The 13,914-nt window shown below is 65.4% G+C and carries 13 protein-coding genes and 1 tRNA gene; 7 read left to right on the forward strand and 7 right to left on the reverse strand.

Going from position 1 to position 13,914, the window contains the following annotated elements; all coding sequences use genetic code 11:
- Nucleotides 1-82: 82 nt before the first annotated feature.
- On the forward strand, nt 83-901 hold the full coding sequence (gene ispD, locus FYM52_RS07280) for a 2-C-methyl-D-erythritol 4-phosphate cytidylyltransferase (protein WP_154163612.1): 819 nt from the start codon (nt 83-85) through the stop codon (nt 899-901).
- Between the two features lie 50 nt (nt 902-951).
- Nucleotides 952-1,446 (forward strand): 2-C-methyl-D-erythritol 2,4-cyclodiphosphate synthase, encoded by a 495-nt coding sequence (ispF, locus tag FYM52_RS07285; RefSeq protein WP_154163613.1) that lies wholly within the window; start codon nt 952-954, stop codon nt 1,444-1,446.
- 167 nt (nt 1,447-1,613) lie between these two features.
- Here ispF and FYM52_RS07290 read toward each other — a convergent pair whose 3' ends face one another.
- On the reverse strand, nt 1,614-3,068 hold the full coding sequence (locus FYM52_RS07290; protein WP_043386048.1) for a sensor histidine kinase: 1,455 nt from the start codon (nt 3,066-3,068) through the stop codon (nt 1,614-1,616).
- Nucleotides 3,069-3,131: 63 nt separating this feature from the next.
- Nucleotides 3,132-3,866, reverse strand: coding sequence for a two-component system response regulator OmpR (gene ompR / locus FYM52_RS07295; RefSeq protein ID WP_042413206.1), 735 nt, complete (start codon nt 3,864-3,866; stop codon nt 3,132-3,134).
- A gap of 206 nt (nt 3,867-4,072) precedes the next feature.
- On the opposite strand from ompR, the gene FYM52_RS07300 reads away from it, so the two are divergent.
- Nucleotides 4,073-4,813 (forward strand): SIMPL domain-containing protein, encoded by a 741-nt coding sequence (locus FYM52_RS07300; RefSeq protein WP_225890500.1) that lies wholly within the window; start codon nt 4,073-4,075, stop codon nt 4,811-4,813.
- 92 nt (nt 4,814-4,905) lie between these two features.
- Here FYM52_RS07300 and FYM52_RS07305 read toward each other — a convergent pair whose 3' ends face one another.
- Nucleotides 4,906-5,688 (reverse strand): 3-hydroxybutyrate dehydrogenase, encoded by a 783-nt coding sequence (locus FYM52_RS07305; protein ID WP_042413204.1) that lies wholly within the window; start codon nt 5,686-5,688, stop codon nt 4,906-4,908.
- 76 nt (nt 5,689-5,764) lie between these two features.
- On the opposite strand from FYM52_RS07305, the gene FYM52_RS07310 reads away from it, so the two are divergent.
- The 3 genes from FYM52_RS07310 (at nt 5,765) to FYM52_RS07320 (ending at nt 9,145) form a co-directional block, all read left to right on the forward strand.
- Complete coding sequence (locus FYM52_RS07310; RefSeq protein WP_179954936.1) at nt 5,765-6,682, forward strand: alpha/beta fold hydrolase; 918 nt, start codon at nt 5,765-5,767, stop codon at nt 6,680-6,682.
- A gap of 66 nt (nt 6,683-6,748) precedes the next feature.
- Complete coding sequence (locus FYM52_RS07315; RefSeq protein WP_154163615.1) at nt 6,749-9,004, forward strand: bifunctional (p)ppGpp synthetase/guanosine-3',5'-bis(diphosphate) 3'-pyrophosphohydrolase; 2,256 nt, start codon at nt 6,749-6,751, stop codon at nt 9,002-9,004.
- 64 nt (nt 9,005-9,068) lie between these two features.
- Nucleotides 9,069-9,145 (forward strand) — tRNA-Val (locus FYM52_RS07320).
- Nucleotides 9,146-9,272: 127 nt separating this feature from the next.
- On the opposite strand, the gene FYM52_RS07325 is transcribed toward FYM52_RS07320, so the two are convergent.
- The 4 genes from FYM52_RS07325 to FYM52_RS07340 all read right to left on the reverse strand — a co-directional run bounded on the left by FYM52_RS07325 (nt 9,273) and on the right by FYM52_RS07340 (nt 13,082).
- Nucleotides 9,273-10,568, reverse strand: coding sequence for a TRAP transporter large permease (locus FYM52_RS07325; protein WP_045266562.1), 1,296 nt, complete (start codon nt 10,566-10,568; stop codon nt 9,273-9,275).
- Nucleotides 10,561-11,067, reverse strand: a complete 507-nt coding sequence (locus tag FYM52_RS07330) for a TRAP transporter small permease (protein WP_045266563.1) — start codon at nt 11,065-11,067, stop codon at nt 10,561-10,563. The genes FYM52_RS07325 and FYM52_RS07330 overlap by 8 nt, the downstream gene beginning before the upstream one ends.
- Before the next feature lie 115 nt (nt 11,068-11,182).
- The gene (locus tag FYM52_RS07335) at nt 11,183-12,166 is read right to left on the reverse strand and encodes a TRAP transporter substrate-binding protein (RefSeq protein WP_154163616.1); all 984 of its coding nucleotides are present in this window, start codon (nt 12,164-12,166) and stop codon (nt 11,183-11,185) included.
- A 235-nt stretch (nt 12,167-12,401) separates the two neighbouring features.
- Entirely contained in the window at nt 12,402-13,082 is a 681-nt protein-coding gene (locus FYM52_RS07340; RefSeq protein ID WP_154163617.1) for a GntR family transcriptional regulator, read from the reverse strand.
- Nucleotides 13,083-13,150: 68 nt separating this feature from the next.
- On the opposite strand from FYM52_RS07340, the gene FYM52_RS07345 reads away from it, so the two are divergent.
- A complete protein-coding gene (locus FYM52_RS07345; RefSeq protein ID WP_154163618.1) occupies nt 13,151-13,909 on the forward strand; it encodes a LamB/YcsF family protein in 759 nt (252 codons plus the stop codon).
- The last annotated feature ends 5 nt before the right edge of the window (nt 13,910-13,914 follow it).

Consider the following 13,914-nt stretch of genomic DNA (forward strand, 5'->3'; position numbering starts at 1 on the left):
CGGCAGGCGCAGGGCCTGCACAAAGCGCGGAAATGCGGCGTGCTGCCGCGAAGGTGTAGCGGGCAATTCTAGAATGCAGTGCATGACAGACTTGCTTGCTGCAGCGAATGCGCCCGGGTCACCGCAGGGTCGTTTCTGGGGACTGATTCCCTGCGCCGGTGTGGGTGCGCGCGCCATCCCGCCGGGCGCCCCGACGCCCGACCTGCCCAAACAGTACCACCCGGTGGCCGGCCAGCCCCTGGTGCTGCACACGCTGGCCGCCTTTGCCGGCGTGCAGCGCCTGGCCGGCACGCTGGTGGCCGTGGCGCCGAACGACCATTTCCTCGACAGCTACCGCAGCGCGGCCTGGTGGCACCTGCCCTGCGGTGGCGCCACCCGGGCCGAGACCGTCATCGGCGGCCTCAAGGCCCTGCTGGCGCGCGGTGCGGCGCAGCACGACTGGGTGCTGGTGCACGATGCAGCGCGCTGCCTGGTGACCACGGCGCAGATCGACCACCTGATCGATGAATGCGAGCGCGACAGCGTGGGCGGCCTGCTGGCGCACAAGCTGCCCGACACGCTGAAGACCGCCGTCACCGGCGCCAACGGCGTGCGCGTGGCCGCCACCGTGGACCGCAGCGACAAATGGCTGGCGCAGACGCCGCAGATGTTCCGCCTGGGCGTGCTGCTGGATGCGCTGGTGCGCATGGGCGCGGTCGCCACCGACGAGGCCAGCGCCATGGAGGCCCTGGGCCACCGGCCCAAGCTGGTGCCCGGCGGGGCGCAGAACTTCAAGGTGACCTACCCCGACGACTTTGCCCTGGCCGAGGCCGTGCTGACGCAGCGCGGTGGCAGTGCCACGCTGGAGCGCTTCAAGGGCAAGCGCAACGCGGTGCACCCCACGGGCAATCCTTTTTTTTGAATTCCTAACCAAATTGGCCGCTGGACCGCAAGGGATCAGCGTGAATAGCTATGAATTTTCGTATTGGTGAAGGCTGGGACACACACGCCCTGGTGGCCGGGCGCAAGCTGATCCTCGGCGGCGTGGAGATCCCGCACGACAAGGGCCTGCTGGGCCATTCGGATGCCGACGTGCTGCTGCACGCCATCACCGACGCGGTGCTGGGGGCGGCGGGCCTGGGCGACATTGGCCGCCATTTCCCGGACACGGCCGAGGCCTTCAAGGGCGCCGACTCCTGGGTGCTGTTGCAGGAGGCCACGCGCCGCGTGCGGGCCCAGGGCTGGGAGATCGGCAACATCGACAGCACGGTGATCGCACAAAAGCCCAAGCTGGCGCCGTACATCCCGCTGATGCAGGAACGCATTGCCGGGGCGCTGGGCGTGGCCGTGGAGCAGGTCAACGTCAAGGCCAAGACCGCCGAGAAAATGGGCCCGGTGGGTGAGCTGCTGGCGATGGAGGCGAATGCCGTGGCACTGCTCTACAAGGCGGGTACACAGGCTGCATAAAACATAGCTGCTGGCGCTTGATGGATAAGCGCTGCAGCCGTTTTTGATGCTCAATTGCGCGGCATGCCTGCCGTGCATGCAAAAAGCCTTGCAGGCGGACCTGCAAGGCTTTTTTTGTGGGCGACACGGTTGCCGCAGAGCGTACGGCCGGCTGTGCGGCCAGGCCCTCAGATGGCGTCGGGAGGCAGCTGGCGCTTGACCTGGGGGCGCTGCAGGCGGTGCTGCGGGTCCTGCCCGTCGGGCACATCGGTCACGCGCTGCAGCTGGATGTGCGAGGCCAGCCCGCCCTCGTTGGCGTTGGTGATGGAGAACACACCCCCCATGCGCTGCACTGTCTTGTCGACGATGGACAGGCCCAGGCCGGCGCCGGCGGCTGCGGTGCGGGCCGAGTCGCCGCGGAAGAAGGGCTGGGTCAGCTGCGCCAGCTGGTCCGGCGGCACGCCCGGGCCGTGGTCGCGCAGGCGCATCAGCACCCAGTTCTCGCGGGTCTTGATGGTGATGTCGACAAAGGCCGTGTCGGTGTCCACGGTCTTGCCGTAGCGGCGGGCGTTTTCCAGCAGGTTGGAGATGACGCGCGCCAGCTCCACCTCGTCGGCCATCACGTAGATGTCGTCCGGGATGGACATGGTGATCTGCAGCTCGCGGTGGTTCTGCACCGCATACACGCAGGAGGCCACCACGGCATGCAGGTTCACCACGGTCAGCGTGACGTGGTCGGGCCGCGCGTAGTCCAGGAATTTGTCGATGGTGGCGTCCAGCTGCACGATGTCGGCCACCATGTGTTCGCGGGCAATGTCGTCCTGCACGCTCATCTCGGTTTCCAGGCGCAGGCGCGCCAGCGGGGTGCGCAGGTCGTGCGAGATGCCGGCCAGCATCACGGCGCGCTCCTGCTCCAGCTTGGCCAGTTTCTGCGCCATGCGGTTGAAGCCGATGTTGACCTCGCGGATCTCGCTGGTCACGGCCTCTTCGTCGAGCTGGCTGGCGGCAAAGTCGCCATCGCGCACGCGGTTGGCGGCGTAGCTCAGCTGCTTGAGGGGGCGGTTGATCAGGCGCGCGATCACGGCCGCGCCGGCCAGCGACAGCAGGCCCGCCGTGCCCAGCCAGATCAGCCAGGTGCGGCCACCGGCCGTGGTGTAGCGCGACTTGTCCAGCAGGATCCAGTTCGGGTCCTCGTCGATGGTGAAGCTGACCCACAGGCCTTCCTCGCCGTTGACGCTGCGCGCCAGGATGGTGTCGGGGCCCAGGCGCGTGGTCAGCAGCTCGTTGAGGCGCTGGTTCAGCTGCGTGGGCGGCACCTCTTCAAAGCGGTCGCTGGGCTCGCGCGGCTGGATGCGCACGCCTTCCTGGTCGGCCATGGTCTTGATCAGCGACACCCGGGCGATGGCGTCCGAGTGCTGCAGCGCCGCCCGGCTGAGGTTGACCAGCGAGGCGATCTGCTGGGCCGTGTGCAGCGTGCGCGGCTCGAATTCGAGCGCCCGCAGCGTCTGCAGCCAGGCCAGGATACTGCCCAGCAGCAGCAGGGCCAGCAGGAAGAAGGTGCGCCAGAAGAGGTTCAGACCCACCCGGGAGCGGGCATTCTGGGCGGAGGACGAGCTGGCATCCGGGGCGTTGCCAGCAAGCATGGAAGGGCGTGACATGGGAAAAGGGCGCGGTGGCGCCACAGCCTCCCGCAGGGAGGCCGGGGTTTAGTTGATGCCGTCGGGTACGAACACGTAGCCCACGCCCCAGACGGTCTGGATGTAGCGGGGGGCGGCGGCGTCTTCTTCGATCAGCTTGCGCAGGCGCGAGACCTGCACGTCCAGGCTGCGGTCGAAGGGTTCGAACTCGCGCCCACGGGCCAGCAGGGCCAGCTTTTCGCGCGACAGCGGTTGGCGCGGGTGGCGCACCAGGGCCTTGAGCATGGCGAATTCACCGGTGGTCAGCGGCAGCTCTTCGCCGCTCTTTTGCAGCACGCGCGTGCCCAGGTCGAAGGTGAAGGGGCCGAAGTTCACGACCTCGTTGTCGCCCGAAGGGGCGCCGGGGGCTTCCACGGGCGGGCGGCGGCGCAGCACGGCATGGATGCGGGCCAGCAGTTCGCGCGGGTTGAAGGGCTTGCCGAGGTAGTCGTCGGCACCCACTTCCAGGCCGACGATGCGGTCCACGTCCTCGCCCTTGGCGGTCAGCATGATGATGGGCGTGCGGTCGTTGGCCGAGCGCAGGCGGCGGCAGATGGACAGGCCGTCTTCGCCGGGCATCATCAGGTCCAGCACGATGAGGTCCACGGTTTCACGCAGCAGGATGCGGTTCAGCGCCTTGCCGTCCTCGGCAATCATGACCTCGAAACCTTCCTGCGTCAGGTAGCGGCGCAGCAGGTCGCGGATGCGGGCGTCGTCGTCGACAACGAGGATTTTGTCAGTGCGGTTGTTGTTGGTGGTGGCCATGGATCTACCCCTTGTCCAATTTGTAACAGAGCCAATTCTGACCAGCTTGGCGCGAAAAATTCCCGATTTCGCCCGGGTTTGACACAGTGTTACATGTCTTGCCAAATGCAGGGAGGTGGCGGGCGCAGCTTCGGCGTCTTGTCTGGCAAGCTTGGGCCTTGTTTGCATGCAATTTGGCGTGCTTTGGCATGAAAGGGAATTGAAAGATGCAGCTTCGCAAAACCAGCGCACGTTTTTTGCGCAATTCGGTCGGTGTGGTCATGTTCGTGGGCGGCGCTCTGGGTTCCGGGCTGGCGCTGGCCCAGTCGCAGGAGGTGCTGCGCAACGTGGTGCAGCTGTCGGCCACGGGCAGTGTCGAGGTCGACCAGGACTGGCTGCAGATGCGCCTGGCGGCCACGCGCGATGGCAACGACGCCGCCAGCGTGCAAAAGCAGCTGCAGCAGGCGGTGGACGCCGCCATGCGCAGCCTGCGCCCGCAGGTGCAGGGGCAGAACCTGCAGGTCAGCAGCGGCAGCTTCGGCGTCTATCCGCGCCATGGCAATGACGGCAAGATCAAGGGCTGGCAGGGCCGTGCCGAGGTGCTGCTGGAAGGCAAGGACTTTGCGCGCATCACCCAGGCGGCCGCTCAGATCGAGGGCATGACGGTGGCGGGCATGGATTTCGGCCTGTCCAAGGAAGGCCGTGCGCGCGTGCAGGAGCAGGCCCAGGCCCAGGCCATCGACAGCTTCAAGGCCCGCGCCACGCAGCTGGCGCGGCAGTTCGGCTTCAGCGGCTACAGCCTGCGCGAGGTCAGCGTGAACAGCCAGGACGCCTACCCCGCGCCGCGCATGGTGCGCATGAATGCCATGCCCATGGCCGCCAAGGCCGAGGCGGCCGACGGCATGGCGGTGGAGGCGGGTAAGGCCCAGGTGGTGGTCAATGTGGCGGGATCGGTGCAGCTGCAATAAACAGAGCTGCCTGCGCTTGTCCAGAAAGCGCTAGAAGCCAAAAAGCCTCTGAATCTTTCAGAGGCTTTTTGCGTTGATGGGGCGCGGGGGGCTTATTGCGCGGCCCAGCCGCCATCCATGTTCCAGGCCACACCGCGCACATTGTTGGCGGCTGCCGAGCAGAAGAACACGGCCAGGGCGCCCAGTTCCTCCGGGGTGGTGAACTGCTGCGAGGGCTCTTTCTCGCCCAGCAGCTGGCGGGTGGCGTCGTCGATGCTGATGCCCTGGGCCTGGGCCTTGGCATCCACCTGCTTTTGCACCAGCGGCGTCAGCACCCAGCCGGGGCAGATAGCGTTGCAGGTCACGCCGGTGGTGGCGTTTTCCAGCGCCGTCACCTTGGTCAGGCCGACGATGCCGTGCTTGGCGGCGACGTAGGCCGATTTTTGCGCCGAGGCCACCAGGCCGTGCACCGAGGCCACGTTGATGATGCGGCCCCAGTTGGCGGCCTGCATGGCGGGCAGCGCCAGGCGGGTGGTGTGGAAGGCGCTGGACAGGTTGATGGCCAGGATGGCATCCCATTTGTCGACCGGAAAGTCCTCGACCTTGGCGACGTGCTGGATGCCGGCGTTGTTGACCAGGATGTCGATGCGGCCGAAGCGCTGGGCGCCAAAGGCCATCATGGCCTCGATCTCGTCGGGGCGGCTCATGTCGGCGCCGTGGTAGTCCACCGCAATTCCGTGGGCCTGGCCGGCGGCGGCCACCTGGGCCTGGGCGCCCTGCGCATCGCCAAAACCGTTCAGAAGGACGTTGGCCCCCTGGGCTGCCAGCGCCTGTGCAATCCCGAGGCCGATGCCGCTGGTGGAACCTGTGACCAAAGCTGTTTTGCCCTTGAGCATCTCAAAAGTCTCCGCTGAAATATGAATTAGGATGGGTGAACCCATTATTTAGTGGCAAGTCTTCGATTGCGTACCCATGGTTGAACCTACGCTGAACTACGTAGCCTGTCCCGGTGCCGCCGTGCACGGCACGCCCACGCACCGCATGGCCTATTGGGAGTGGAACCAGACCGGCGATCCGGCCCATCCGCATGTGATCGTCTGCGTGCATGGCCTGACGCGGCAGGGGCGCGACTTCGATGTGCTGGCGCGTGATTTGAGTCGGTCGGCGCGTGTGATTTGCCCCGATGTGGCGGGGCGGGGGCGCAGCGACTGGCTGGCCCAGCCCAAGACCTATGGCGTGCCGCAGTACACCGTGGACATGCTGGCCTTGCTGCAGCAGGTGCATGCCACGGCCCCCATCGGGGCGCTGGACTGGCTGGGCACCAGCATGGGCGGCCTGATCGGCATGGCGGTGGCCGGCAATCCCGAACTGCCGCTGCCCGTGCCGGTGCGCAAGCTGCTGCTCAATGATGTAGGGCCGGTGCTGGAATGGTCGGCCCTGCAGCGCATCGCCCAGTATGTCGGCCAGCCTGCGCACTTCGACAGCGTGCAGCAGGGCGCGGAGGCCTTGCGCCTGCTGTCGGCAGGCTTTGGACCGCACACCCAGGCCCAGTGGCTGGCGCTGAGCCAGCCCATGCTGCGGCCCGCCGCGCAGGGCGGCTGGGAGTTGCACTACGACCCGGCGATCGCGCTGCCCATGCAGGGCATGACCCAGGCGCAGTCCGAGCAGTCGCAACCCCTGCTGTGGCAGCTGTATGACGGCATCAAGGCACAGACATTGCTTGTCCGGGGTGCGCAGTCCGACCTGATTACCCGGGACACGGCCACTGCCATGCAGTTGCGCGGCCCGTGCGCTCCGGTGGTGGAGCTTGAAAATGTGGGGCATGCCCCCACCTTCGTGGCGGATGACCAGGTGGTCATCGCACGGAACTTCTTTTTGGGTGATGAATGAATACAGTATGTAAGGCCCTGTCGCGCGCAGATGCTGCGCGGGCTTGGACATTCCACGGGGGCTTGCATGCGTAGCGTGACCTCTTTGCCCCCGACCACCGGGGAAGCTGCTGCCGCACCGGCCGCCAGCGCGGTGTCTGCCGATGTTCCACACCTTCTGGCCGCCACCTCGGGCAATGTGCCCGACCAGGTCGATGCCCTGCGCCGCGCGCGCGCGTTTGCAGAGCCCCTGCTGGTGGGCGAAGCGCTGAGTTCCGGCGAGAACACCCTGGCCCATGCGGACGCCACGGCCGCCATCCTGCAAGGCATTGGCGGCTCGGAAGCCATGCAGGCCGCGTGCTATCTGGTGTATGCCAGCATGCACCTGAACAAGCCGCTGGAGGTGCTGACCAAGGCTTTCGGCCCCAATTTTGCCGAGCTGGCGGTGGAGACCACCAAGCTCATGCACTTCCAGCAGCAGGCCCGCGGGGGTGAGGGTGGGGCTGCGCGGGTGGACGACCCGGCCACGCAGACCGAGACCGTGCGCAAGATGCTGCTGGGCTTCTCGCGCGATGTGCGTGTGGTGCTGCTGCGCCTGGCGTCCCGCCTGCAAACCTTGCGCTGGTATGCCGCCAGCAAGCGTCCGGTTTCGCCCAGCCTGGCCTATGAGGCGCTGCACGTGTTTGCGCCGCTGGCCAACCGCCTGGGCATCTGGCAGATCAAGTGGGAGCTGGAAGATCTGTCGTTCCGTTTTCTGGAGCCCGATACCTACCGCGACATCGCCCGCCTGTTGGATGAAAAGCGCGCCGAGCGGGAGGTCTACATGGAGCAGTTGCGCGCGCGCCTGGAATCCGGCTTGCGCGCCTACAGCATCAGCGCCACGGTCTCGGGCCGCCCCAAGCACATCTACAGCATCGTCAAGAAGATGCGCGGCAAGTCGCTCAACTTCGACCAGCTGTTCGACATCCGGGCGCTGCGCGTGGTGGTGCCGAATGTCAAGGACTGCTACACCGCGCTGTCGTGGGTGCACGAGCACTTCAAGCCGATCGAGTCGGAGTTCGATGACTACATCGCCAAGCCCAAGCCGAATGGCTACCAGTCGCTGCACACCGTGGTGCGCGACGAGCAGGGGCGTGCGATTGAAATCCAGATCCGCACCCAGGCCATGCACGATCACGCCGAGAACGGCGTGGCTGCGCACTGGGCCTACAAGGAGGCGGGGACCAAGGGCTACGCCGGGGTCAGTGCCACGGGGGAGTACGACGCCAAGATCGCGGTGCTGCGCCAACTGCTGGCCTGGGGCCAGGATCTGTCCGAGAACCCCTCGCACCGTGGCCTGTTCGACGACCGCATCTATGTGTTGACGCCGGATGCGGCCGTCATCGAGCTGCCGCAGGGTGCCACCCCGGTGGATTTTGCCTATTCGGTGCACACCAACTTGGGACACCGCTGCCGTGGCGCACGCGTGGACGGCACCATGGTGCCGCTGAACACGCAGCTGCAAAGTGGTCAGACCGTGGAGATTTCCACCGTCAAGGAAGGCCGGCCTTCGCGCGACTGGCTCAACCCCGAGCTGGGCTATCTGGTCAGCAACCGCGCCAAGGCCAAGGTGCGCGCCTGGTTCAACGCCCAGGCCACGCACGAGACCATGACGCGCGGGCGCGAGGCCGTGGAAAAACTGCTGCAGCGCGAGGGCAAGACGGCCATCAAGCTGGACGACCTGGCGGTGCAGCTGGGCTTCAAATCGGCCGATGCGCTGTTCGAGGTGGTGGGCAAGGACGAGTACTCCTTGCGCAACATCGAGGTGGTGCTGCGTCCGCCCGAACCTGCGGAGCCTGTGGAAGACATCCAGTCCATGGTGCGCAAGCCCCGTGCCAATAACGCGGCCCACAAAGGGGGAGTGCTGGTCGTGGGCATCGATTCGCTGATGACGCAGCTGGCCAAGTGCTGCAAGCCGGCGCCCCCGGACGACATCCGCGGCTTTGTCACACGCGGCAAGGGTGTCAGCGTGCACCGCTCCGATTGCAGCAACTTCCGTGAAATGGCGGCACGCAACGAGGAGCGCGTGATCGACGTGGCCTGGGGCATGCCCAAGGCCGAAAAGCAGGCGGCGGTCTATCCCGTCGACGTGGCCGTGGAAGCCACCGACCGCCAGGGCCTGCTGCGCGACATCTCGGACGTGTTTGCGCGCGAGAAGACCAATGTGATCGGTGTGCAGACCCAGTCGGTCAAGGGCACGGCCTGGATGACGTTCACGGTCGAGGTCTCGGACTCCGGGCGCCTGAACAAGGTGCTGGGCATCGTGGCCAGCGTGTCGGGGGTGCGTTCCGCGCGCCGCCGTTGAAGATGGTGGTGCGAATTTTCAAACGCACAAAATTTGGTGCTACAATCGCAGCTTCTGATTTTTCAGGCGCGTAGCTCAGTTGGTTAGAGCACCACCTTGACATGGTGGGGGTCGTTGGTTCGAATCCAATCGCGCCTACCAAGGCATATTCAAAAAGGCCCTGCAAGTTTTGCAGGGCCTTTTTGTTTGTATCCCTGTCCTGGCGTTGTCGCAGTCGCGGGACAAAAGCGCAGCACCCTTTGGCAGGATGCTGCGTGCGCTCTGGCGCTTACATCTGGGCCGGCAAGGCCGTCACGATGCTGGGGAAGAACCACAGGATCACCAGTGCCAGCACCATCAGCAGGAAGTAGGGGGCGCAGACTTTGGCGATGTAGGTGATCTGCTTGCCGGTCATGCTTTGCAGCACGAACAGGTTGAAGCCGACCGGGGGCGTGATCTGTGCGGTTTCCACCGTGATCACCAGGAAGATGCCGAACCACAGCGGATCAATGCCTGCGGCCTGGATGATGGGCAACACCACACTCATGGTCAGCACGATGGTGGAGATGCCATCCAGGAAGCAGCCGATCAGGATGTAGAAGATGCCCAGGGCGATGATCAGCATGGCGGGGGACAACTGCAGGCTGCCCACAAACTCGGCCAGCTGGCGTGGCAGGCCGATGTAGCCCATGGACAGCGTCATGAACGCGGCCCCCGCCAGGATCAGGGCGATCATGCAGTACAGGCGCGTGGCACCGAACAGCGAGGCCTTGAAGCTGTCCCAGGTCAGGGCTTTCTGCGAGGCCGACAGCACCAGGGCACCGGCCACGCCGATGGCGGCAGCTTCCGTCGCGGTGGCAATCCCGCTGTAGATGCTGGCCACCACACTGGCAATCAGCAGCACGACAGGGATCAGGTGGCGGGCTTCGTACAGCTTTTGCTGGAAAGTCAGGCTGCCTTCGGCCTTGGGCACCTTGTCGGGGTTGAGCAGCGCCCAGACCACGATCCAACCGCTGAACAGCAGCGCCAGCAGCAATCCGGGCAGCACGCCGGCCATGAACAGCTTGGAAATCGACAGCTCGGCCGAGACACCGTAGACGATCAGGATGATCGAGGGCGGGATCAGCAGACCCAGTGTGGCGGGGCCACCCAGCGAGCCGATGATCTGTGCTTCGGTGTAGCCGCGTTTGCGCAGCTCCGGAATGTTCATCTTGCCGACGGTGGCACAGGTGGCGGCCGAGGAGCCGGAGACCGAGGCAAAGATGGTGCAGCCGATCACGTTGGTGTGCAGCAGGCGACCGGGCAGGGCGTTGACCCAGGGGGCCAGGCCGCGGAACATGCTCTCGGACAGGTTGGTGCGGTACAGGATCTCGCCCATCCACACGAACAGCGGCAGCGCGGTCAGGGTCCAGCTGCTGGCTGAGCCCCAGATGGTGATGGCCATGGCGTCACCGGCTGCGCGTGCCGTGAAGAACTCCATGCCGAACCAGGCCACGCCGGCCAAGGTCAGTCCCACCCACACGCCGCCACCCAGCAGGGTGATCAGCACGACGATGAGTGCAATGCTGGCAAAAATCTCATTCATGGTGAGCGTCCTCCTGCTCGCGGGGCTTGCGTTGGCCCCTCAGTTCCAAAATCAGTTCGTCGCAGAAGGCGATGAAGAAGATCAGCGTGCCCAGGGCCATGAAGATTTGGGGAATCCACAGCGGGGTGGCATCAATGCCCACGGAGATGTCGTCGATCTCCCAGGACTGCCACGCCAGGCGGCACGAGTAAAAAGCCAGGAAGCCGGCCAGGGTGGTGGCAATCACCAGGGCAATGACTTCCAGGGCCTTGTGGGCCTTGCCCTTGAGCATGCCCAGGATCAGGGTGACCCGGATGTGCTCGCCGGCCTTCAGGGTGCTGGCCAGGGCCATGAATCCGGCTCCGGCCATGGCATAGCCGGCGTAGGCGTCGGTGCCCGGGGCGTGGAAACCCAGCAATCGGCTGGCGATGGTGAGCAGCACCATCACCAGCACGACCACCATGGAAAGACCCGCCAACCAGCTGCTCGCGGTATACAGGCCGTCAATCAATTTCCGCATGTGCAAAATCCTTCGCGCGACAGAGTGGCGGCGCGTCGTTGATACGGGGGATCATCAAAAATGCCCTTGGTTGCGAGCGTTGGCCGGCACCAAGGGCACAGGGGGCGTCGGTGAATTACTTGGCGGCCTTGAAAGTGTCCAGCACGGCCTTGCCTTCAGGACCGGCCTTGTCCAGCCACTCCTTGATCACGGTGTCGCCCACCTTGGCCAGGTCGGCCTTCAACTGGGGCGAGGCTTCCAGCACCTGCATACCGCCGGCCTTCAGGGTGGCGATGGAGCGGGCATCCACCTCGCGCGATTCCATCCAGCCGCGGGCTTCCGCCACGGCGGCGGCCTTGAGCACGGCGTCCTGCTCGGGCTTGCTCAGGGCGCCGAAGGCCTTCTTGCTGACCACGACGGCGTTCTTGGGGATCCAGGCCTGCACGTTGTAGTAGTACTTCAGGTTCTCGAACAGCTTGTTGTCGGCGCCGGTGGCGCTGGAGGTGATCAGGCCTTCGACCACGCCGGTGGCCAGGGCCTGCGACAGCTCGGCTTCCTGGATGGTGGCGGGCTGGGCGCCCACCAGTTCCCCGATGCGCGCGGTGGTGGGCGAGTAGACGCGCCACTTCATGCCCTTCAGATCGGCCGCCGAGTTGATGGGTTTCTTGGTGTAGATGCCCTGTGGAGGCCAGGCCACGGCGTACAGCAGCACCTGGCCCTGCTTGTCCAGCAGCTTTTGCAGGGCAGGCTTTTGCGCTTGGTAGAGCTTGAAGGCGTCGTCGTAGTTGTTCACCAGGAAGGGCAGGCCGTCCACGCCGAAGATCTGCGATTCGTTCTGGAAGCTCACCATGAAGAACTCGCCCATCTGCGCATTGCCGGTTTGCACCGCGCGCTTGATTTCAGGCATCTTGAACAGCGAGGCGCCAAAGTGCGGCGTGATCTTCAGCTTGCCCTGGGTGGCGGCGTCCACATCCTTCACAAACTGTTCGTTGTTCTTCGAGTGGAAGTTGCTGGCGGCGTAAGCCGTGGCGAAATCCCACTTGGTCTGGGCCATGCCGGTGCAGGCAAAGCCAAGGCTGGCAACCAGGGTGGCGGTGGCGCAAAAAAATCGACGCTGCATGAAATGCTCCTTGATGAGGGGGATGAAGACCTGCCCGTGTGGCATGCCATCTGGGTTGGTATAGGCAATTCGCGTGCCAAAACTACCATTGCTGTGGAGCATTGCCTATCAGGGATTTCAACGATGCGTCGTTTTTGTAGGTGTTTTATTTTTTGATTGTTGATTACCAGTTTGGTGATTGTTCAACCAAAAAAGGTGCATTGTGGATTTTTTGCACGATGCTGGTGCTTGTGGATCAGGAGATCTGGCGTGCGTAGACGGCCAGCACCATGCGCTCGGACTGCACCAGGTAGGTCTCCAGCTCGCGGGCGGCCGCGACGGTCTGGCCATCCATGAACATTTGCAGCAGGCGGGCGTTGTGGTCCACATAGGGTGCATGCAGGTACTCGGGGTCATCCAGCAGGCCGAAGGCCAGGCGCAGCTCGGCGGCGATGTCTTCGTACATGGCCGACAGGCGTTCGCTGTCGCTCAGGGCCACGATGGCGGCGTGGAAGGCCATGTTGGCCGAGCCCACGGTTTTCCAGTCCTTGGCCTCGCGCGCCTGGTGGGCGGCCTGGACGGCCTCGCGCATGCGCTTGTGGGCGGGGTGCAGGGGCCAGGCTTTTTCCAGGGCCTGGCATTCGATCAGGCGGCGCACGCGGTAGATGTCAATGATGTCGGCGATCGAGGGCACCACGACCGCGACGCCCCGGTTGGGTTCGTGGCGCAGCAGGCCCTCCTTGATCAGGATGCGGAACACCTCGCGCAGCGTGTTGCGCGAGATGTCCAGCTGCTGGCTCAGCGCGGCCTCCGACAGGTGCTGGCCGGCCCGCAGCTCGCCCAGGATGAGCTGCTGGCGGATGGTGTCGGCCACGGTGTCGGCCAGGCTGGTGGGGGTGGATCGGTTGGAAAAGTGCCGGGTTTGCGTTGCAGCCATGGTTGGTAAGGAACTTGCTAATGATTGTTGAACAATCCGTGCGGACGGTCGGTTTGAAAGGATACAAGATGGATATCAATAGCGATCTCGGTGAAAGCTTTGGGGCGTGGCGCATGGGCGACGACGCAGCCATGCTGGACATTGTGACCAGCGCCAATGTGGCCTGTGGCTTCCATGCCGGTGACCCGGCGGGCATCCTGCAGACGCTGCGGCAGGCGGCGGCGCGGGGCGTGGCCGTGGGGGCGCATGTCGCCTACCCGGACCTGGTGGGCTTTGGCCGCCGCAACATGGACCCCACCAGCAGCGAGCTAGTGGCCGACGTGATCTACCAGATCGGCGCTCTGCAGGGGCTGGCCGCCGCGGCGGGCACCCGGGTGCGCTACGTCAAGCCGCATGGCGCGCTGTACAACACCATCGCCCACGATGCGCGGCAGGCCGAGGACGTGCTCACCGCCATCCTGGCGGTGGATCCCTCCCTGATCCTGATGGCGCTGGCCGGATCGCCGCTGATCGGCTGGGCGCAGGCGCGCGGCGTGCGCGTGGTGGCCGAGGCCTTTGCCGACCGGGCCTACAACGACGATGGCTCGCTGGTGTCGCGCCGTCTGCCCGGGGCCGTGCTGCACGATGCCCAGGCCGTTGCCGACCGCATGCTGCAGTTGGTGCAGACCGGTCGCCTGACCAGCATCACCGGCCAGCCGGTGGCCATCCAGGCCGACTCCATCTGCGTGCATGGCGACAGCCCGGGCGCGGTGGACATGGCGCGCCAGATCCGTGCGCACCTGCTGCAGGCGGGTGTGGTGCTGCAGCCCTTCGTGGCGTTGGACTGAGGCGG

This window comes from Comamonas sp. CAH-2 (assembly GCF_009668305.1).
In the GTDB taxonomy this organism is placed as follows: Bacteria; Pseudomonadota; Gammaproteobacteria; order Burkholderiales; family Burkholderiaceae_C; genus Comamonas; species Comamonas aquatica.